This is a genomic window from Methylobacterium sp. ARG-1, assembly GCF_001262595.1.
GTDB classification, from domain to species: Bacteria; Pseudomonadota; Alphaproteobacteria; order Rhizobiales; family Beijerinckiaceae; genus Methylobacterium; species Methylobacterium brachiatum.
On record NZ_LHCD01000070.1, the window covers coordinates 1 to 6,129 of the forward strand.

At 64.9% G+C, this 6,129-nt stretch carries 5 protein-coding genes and 2 pseudogenes; 2 read left to right on the plus strand and 5 right to left on the minus strand.

All coding sequences use genetic code 11. The features are described from left to right. From AKJ13_RS31145 to AKJ13_RS29675, 3 genes and pseudogenes are all read right to left on the minus strand, one after another. A pseudogene (locus AKJ13_RS31145) lies at positions 1-662 on the minus strand (IS3 family transposase); the annotation flags it as partial. Between the two features lie 387 nt (positions 663-1,049). Continuing rightward, entirely contained in the window at positions 1,050-1,517 is a 468-nt protein-coding gene (locus AKJ13_RS29670; protein WP_050736528.1) for a BLUF domain-containing protein, read from the minus strand. Beyond that, entirely contained in the window at positions 1,514-3,871 is a 2,358-nt protein-coding gene (locus AKJ13_RS29675; protein ID WP_050736529.1) for an EAL domain-containing protein, read from the minus strand. The genes AKJ13_RS29670 and AKJ13_RS29675 overlap by 4 nt, the downstream gene beginning before the upstream one ends. 608 nt (positions 3,872-4,479) lie before the next feature. On the opposite strand from AKJ13_RS29675, the gene AKJ13_RS29680 reads away from it, so the two are divergent. Together AKJ13_RS29680 and AKJ13_RS31795 are read left to right on the plus strand one after the other, a co-directional pair. After that, positions 4,480-4,776, plus strand: coding sequence for a hypothetical protein (locus AKJ13_RS29680; protein WP_064774693.1), 297 nt, complete (start codon positions 4,480-4,482; stop codon positions 4,774-4,776). Between the two features lie 163 nt (positions 4,777-4,939). Further along, entirely contained in the window at positions 4,940-5,167 is a 228-nt protein-coding gene (locus tag AKJ13_RS31795) for a hypothetical protein (protein ID WP_144426455.1), read from the plus strand. A 34-nt stretch (positions 5,168-5,201) separates the two neighbouring features. On the opposite strand, the pseudogene AKJ13_RS33005 reads toward AKJ13_RS31795, so the two are convergent. Both AKJ13_RS33005 and AKJ13_RS31155 read right to left on the minus strand, forming a co-directional pair. Then, positions 5,202-5,631, minus strand: a pseudogene (locus AKJ13_RS33005) (hypothetical protein). 321 nt (positions 5,632-5,952) lie between these two features. Then, positions 5,953-6,129, minus strand: a 177-nt coding sequence (locus AKJ13_RS31155) for an integrase core domain-containing protein (RefSeq protein ID WP_082317209.1), incomplete at its 5' end; no start/stop codon positions are given.

Genomic DNA, 6,129 nt, shown 5'->3' on the forward strand with positions numbered 1-6,129 from the left:
CACGAAATCGAAGCTCCAGACGTGGTTGCGGTGAAGCGGCCGCAGCCGCACGCACGAGCCGTCGTTCAACCAGAGCCGGCTGCGGGGTCTATGTCGGCTGGGGACCTTCAGCCCCTCGCGACGCCAGATGCGCTGAACCCGATCCTTGCCCACCCGCCACCCGTCTGCTTGCAGCAGAGCCGTCACGCGGCGGTAGCCGTAGCGCCCATACTCGGACGCTAAGGCGACGATGGCTCGGGTCAGCGCATCCTCGTCGGCCGGCAGGGTGGGCACGTAGCGCTGCGTACCCCGATGCTGGCCGACGATCCGGCAGGCGTGACGTTCCGAGAGGCCGTACTTGGCTCGGATACCGTCGACCGCCTGCCGGCGTCGCTCGGGGGCTACAAGTTTCCCGAGGCGACGTCCGCCAGCACCTGCTTCTCCAAGGACAGATCGGCCACGAGGCGGCGCAACCGAGCGTTCTCGTGTTCCAGATCTTTCATCTTCCTGGCTTGATCGACCTTCAGGCCGCCATACTCCTTGCGCCAACGGTAGTAGCTCTGCTCGGAGACATTCGCCTCCTTGCACGCGACGGCGATGCTCTTGCCTTGCGCCGTCTGTACCTCGATCTGGCGCAGCATCAGCACGACCTGCTCCGCGCTCGGCCTCCGTCCTCGCTTCATTCCCAACTCCTCTGATCCAGGCTGATCCTCTCAATCAGCCCGGTCCAAAGCCAGCCGGTCAGGTCAGTCTCTCACGGTGTCTGCCGCGTGTGGGCTGCAGACCATCGTAGCGGCATCTGATGCGCGAGCCAGCCTAGGAACGGCGGCAACGTTGACTTAACCGTGCCGCCCGACCGACATGTCGTGTCCCGCGGGCGGGCATCGCGTTCGTAGCACGCCAACGATTGGCATGCAGCGGCACCGTCGAAGAGCCGCCGGCAAGCGGCTGGTGACCTCGACCGATTAGGCCGAATGAGGATTCGCGCGGGCGATGGAGCTGGCTGAGCTATGCGGTGAGAGTCTGCCGGCGTTCGACATGGCAAACGCAGAACCAGCGCTCGGATTTTATCAGGCTGCGAAGTTCTGAACTGGCTCGTTCGCGCGTGATCCGGTTCGAACCAGAGCAGCCATAAGCTTCATCGCGGCTGCTGCGGCGTCAGCGAGCTCGACCTCAACTCCCATGCGGTCCAGCAGCGCTCCGGCAACAACATCTGGCACGAGGTAGGTCATCGCGCCGTTGCCAAAGCTCGGCTCCAGCACCGGACCGCACTCGATCACCTCTAGGCCGGTATGGCGTAGGTCGCAGCAGATCCGATCGAAGATCGCCTCGACAGCTGCAGCCGACCCCTCCAGAGCCTGCACGAAGAACAGCCCAGTGAACATCAGCGTCCCCGTGACGCCGGCCTGGGCGTTGCTGCGCTGTGAGGCGGCTACCACCGCGTCGATGGTTTGCTGCATCGCCTCAGCGTCACCGGCGATTGCGCTGCGGCTCCGATAGACCAAGCGGAACAGGTCGGCATTGTCCGGCGGTGTCATGCAGCCTCGCGCGCATCGACGAACGACAGAAACTCGCTGAGCGGCAGCGGGCGGCTGACGTGGTAGCCCTGCACCTGATCGCATCCTTCCCCGGTCGTGAAGGCGAACTGCTCTGCCGTCTCGACCCCCTCCACCGTGATAGACATCCCAAGGCACGTCCCCATGGTGATGATCGCTCGCACGATCGCGGCACTCTCCGGATCGGACGGAAGCTGGCGCACGAACGACTGGTCGATCTTGATCTTGTCAAACGGGAAGCGGCGGAGATAGCTGAGGGAGGAATAGCCTGTCCCGAAATCGTCCATCGAGATGCCGACGCCAGCCGCTCGTAGCTTGGTCAGCGTGGCTAACGTGCGCTCCTCATCCGCCAGCAGCACGCCCTCGGTGATCTCGAGTTCCAGGCGGTTCGCAGAAAGGCCGGATGCGGCCAGTGCGGCCTTGACCGTGTCCGCGAGCCGCACATCACGGAATTGCGCGGGCGAGAGATTGACGGCGACCCGGATGTGCACCGGCCATTGAGCGGCCTGGGCACAGGCCATGCGCAGCACCCACTGGCCCAACGGCCCGATCAGACCGGTTTCCTCAGCAAGCGGGATGAATTCGGCGGGTGAGACCAGGCCACGGTCCGGATGACGCCAGCGCACCAGCGCCTCCGCGGCGTTGATACGGCCGGTGCGCGCGTCAACGAGCGGTTGGTAGTACAGCTCGAACTCTTGAACGACGATGGCGCGTCGCAGATCGGCCTCCAAACCGCGGCGAGCCTGCATGCGTGCGTCCAGTGCGGGTTCGAACCTCCGGAACGTACCCTTGCCGTCCGCCTTGGCCTTGTAGAGCGCGAGGTCGGCGTTGCGCAGGAGCTGATCTGGATCGATGCCGTCCATCGGGGCGAACGCCGCACCCACGGACGCGCCGACGTTGACGAGCATGCCGTCGATCAGGAACGGCCGGCCCATCAGCTCGATGATGCGAGTCGCCAGTGCGTCGGTGGCCTCAGGGCCGGTAACATCGACCTGCAGGACCGCGAACTCGTCGCCGCCGAGGCGCGCGACGATGTCGTGTACGCCGAGCGCCGCCTTAAGGCGCTGGGCGGTCTTGCGCAGAAGCGTGTCGCCCAGGCCGTGACCAAGCGTGTCGTTCACCAACTTGAACCGGTCTAGGTCGAGCATAAGGATCGCGAAGGCGCGTCCGTGCTCGCGGTATGAGGCTGCGTGCAGCGCGACCAGATCTTGAAAATGAGCTCGGTTGGGTAGGCCGGTCAACGCGTCAGAGAAGGCCAGCAGGCGCATCCGGGACTCTGTCTGCAGGCGCTCCCGCTGGTCACGGATGGCCAGCACAGTCTGCGGCTTGCCGCCCAGCCGGACATCGCTGCGCAGGACGCGCACTGGCACGCGCTGTCCGTCGGCACCAATCAGCTCCGCCTCGCGCTCCTCGCGCTCAGGCAGCGCGGTGACGTCGAGCCCCGGAAACAGCCCGAGCAGGTCGCGGCCGTTCAGCGCGCCGGCGCCTAGCCCCGAGAGACGTTCTAGGCTCCGGTTGGCGGTCGTGATCACCGTACCGTCGCAGACGGCCAGTCCTTCGACCGCGAGACTGGCCAACTCGCGCAGTCGTTCCTGGTCCCGCCGGACCTGCGCGCGGAAATTCAGGGTCAGGCGCAGGCCGACCAACGCCAAGGCCAGCAGGCCGACGGATACGCCTGCCACCACGGGCGCCATCAGCTCCGGCGGGACCGCCTCGGGGGGCAGCAGGCGCGCCGGATCGAAGGTGAGCGTCATCGCCGCCATCCCGCAGAAATGCAGGATGCCGATGGCGGCGATCAGCAGAGGCGCGCCAGCGCGTCGGAGGTCGCGGCGGCGCTCTCCCGTCACGACCATGGCGGTGCCGAACACGAGCAAGCTCGTGGGGATAGAAAGGGCCAGCAGTTGTGGATCCCACGCGACCGTGCCGGCGACGACATAGGATGCTTCGCCGAGGTAATGCAGCGCGGCGACGCTGGCGCCGAGGAGGAGGCCGATCAGGAAGCGATAGACGCGACTGCGCTGGCCGATCGCCAAGGCGACGCTGATCCCGATCCCCGCGATGGCCACCAGCAGCGACAAGGCGGTCAGATAGGGATCGAACCCCGCAGGCATGCCTGGACGAAAAGCCAGGAGGCCGATCATGTGGGTGGCCCAGGCGGTGCAGCCCGAGGCTATGATGCTAGCACACGCCCAAACCGCAGCCGCGCGGCCTTCGGAGCGCGCCGCATGAGTCGCCACGGAAAACGAGCCGTAGACCCCGACGATGCAGACGCCTGCAGCGAGCAGGATCAGCCCATGATCGTGCGCCTGGGTCAGGCACGTATAAACTGATCGCATACCAAGCTCCGAGGCCTACAATCTAAGCTTGGTCAGTTAATTAAAGCTGTTGTGTCTTATGGGCGGCAAAATACGCGGCTATCATCCGGTTGCAGGGGCTATGAATTCTGCGTTGAAAGTAACATGGGTTACAATACCGCTGGTTCTCGGCCAGCCGTTCTTGAGGTGCCCGCGACACCGCAAAAGCGTGCGACGGGCAAGCTCGCGACGACAGGCGTGCTCCGGGCTAGTTCCTCGCGGCCCGCCCGTGAAGCCTTGGCCGGGCAGTCGCGTGAGGGGCGGTGCGGCGGCGGGACTGGAGACCGCAGACGCCGGCCTATGGCCCGGATCTCTGGATGTTTGGGTGCGTTGCATCTTGCAGCGGTTGAGTGCCCTCACACTTCCGATCGCCAGCGCGCCGGTCGCTGTCTTCCTCCATTACGTGCGGCCGGCGCGTCCTTACCCGGCTGTCCGAAGAAAGCCCCGAACCTATCGGTGTGCTCCTTCGAAGTCTACATCTCGTCCAGCGAAGCGAGGTAGGGGCAGCCGGCAGTCGCACACGTGATGATGCTGGCGACGGAACTATGATGCGCCGTTGCGCCTTCCTCCCGTACACGTTAGGAGGAAACATGCACCGCATTGCTATGCTGACCGGCGCCGCCGCTATTCTCGCGCTGACGGCGTCGACGTCCTTCGCCGCCCCCTGCAAGGTCGGCACGACCACCAGCACGAATGGCCCCACGACGAAAGACACCAGTTCGAACGTCGAAGGTGGCTTGACCGCGAAGGTGACGCCCGGGGCGAAGGGGGAGTCCCCCGGTACCGTTGGTGCGATGACCAATGCCGGCGCAGGCACGATGGCAGACAAGGGTGAGAAGAAGGCCCCCGAGGGTCAGCCCGTGAAGCCCGGCGACGATAACTGCTAAACCATCGAGCTCGCGGGTCACTCGGCCCGCGGGGGCTTGCCAGGCGGTCCCGTCAGGCTTGGCATTGGCCGGGCAAGCCTGCCGGTACAGCGGTCGTAAATTCACGATTAGCTATCCCGCAAGAGTGGGCGGAACGGCAAGCTTGACCGTCTGTTCCACACCCATGGAACACTACAAATCCACGCTTGCGACGACCGCGGTTGCTGCATTTGGGCTGCTCGCCGCTGCCCACATCCTGCATCCGGGTAATTACGAGAGACCAGATCGCAAGGTGCGGGTCGTCGTGATCGCCAATGAAACGTCGCCCGCGCCGACGATCTGGACCGACCCTCCACATAGATTGCATGGTAGTGAGCCTGCTGCGTTGATGGCAGATAGCGGCGCATTATAGCTAACAGCTCAAGAACAATTTTTTTGTCCTAACCTCATGCGTAGGGCCCACCGAACAGATCACCGATCGCTTTTCTGCGGAACAGCCTGCGCCAGCGCCGCCGCTGATGCTCTGGCCGGTCGTGGATCATGTGGCAGCGCTGGCAGAAGGCCGCGAGGCTGGCGTCCGCGTTGTTGGCCGTGTCGTGATCGCGATGCGCCGCCGCTAGGACGACATGGGGCCGACGAGCGCGGGCGAGGATGTCAGTACTCGATCTGACCCGGATCCGGCGTCCCCATCCATCGCGCCAGCGGCAGGCCTTGGCGTGGCGTCCCACCAGCGCCATCGCCGAGGTGGTAGACCATCTGCCCATGCGGTCGCCCACAGCCCTCGCAGCGGCCCTGCGCCCGGCCAAAGCGGATCGCCATCGACAGCTCACGCCAGTCGATGGGGTAAAAGAAGCGGTGCTCGGGCCGGATCGGTATGGAGGCGGCAGTGCGCCGCCGATGTTGAAGAAAGCGTAGCACTCATCTCGTCTATGCTCGGCTCGGTAGCCTCACCCAATCGCCCAAAACAACGAGAGCGCACCCGCCAAAAACACGGTCGAGGAGACGAGCGCAGCGAGGCCTTCGCGATGGTAGCGAACGAAGGCGCGGGGACAGGCGAGCATGTGGTTGCCAGTTCGGTTGCGCGCGCATCACGCTCGCCCTCAAACCTTGACCGATCAGGGGCATTTCACGCCGTCCACAGGGGTCGTAGTGCACAGTCTGACCTGACCGGTATTTTGGACCGGGCTAGTTGCGAGGCTACTGCATGGTAGTGGCCATGGGTAGCCGGTAGGCCGGATCCGGGAAGCTGACAGGCGCGGGCGGCCGGTAGCCCAGCGACGAATGCGGCCGGACACGGTTGTAGGTGTTCTGCCATAGGCCAATCACGACCTGTGCTTCTCTCAGCGAGTAGAAAATCTCCTGGCGTAGGCACTC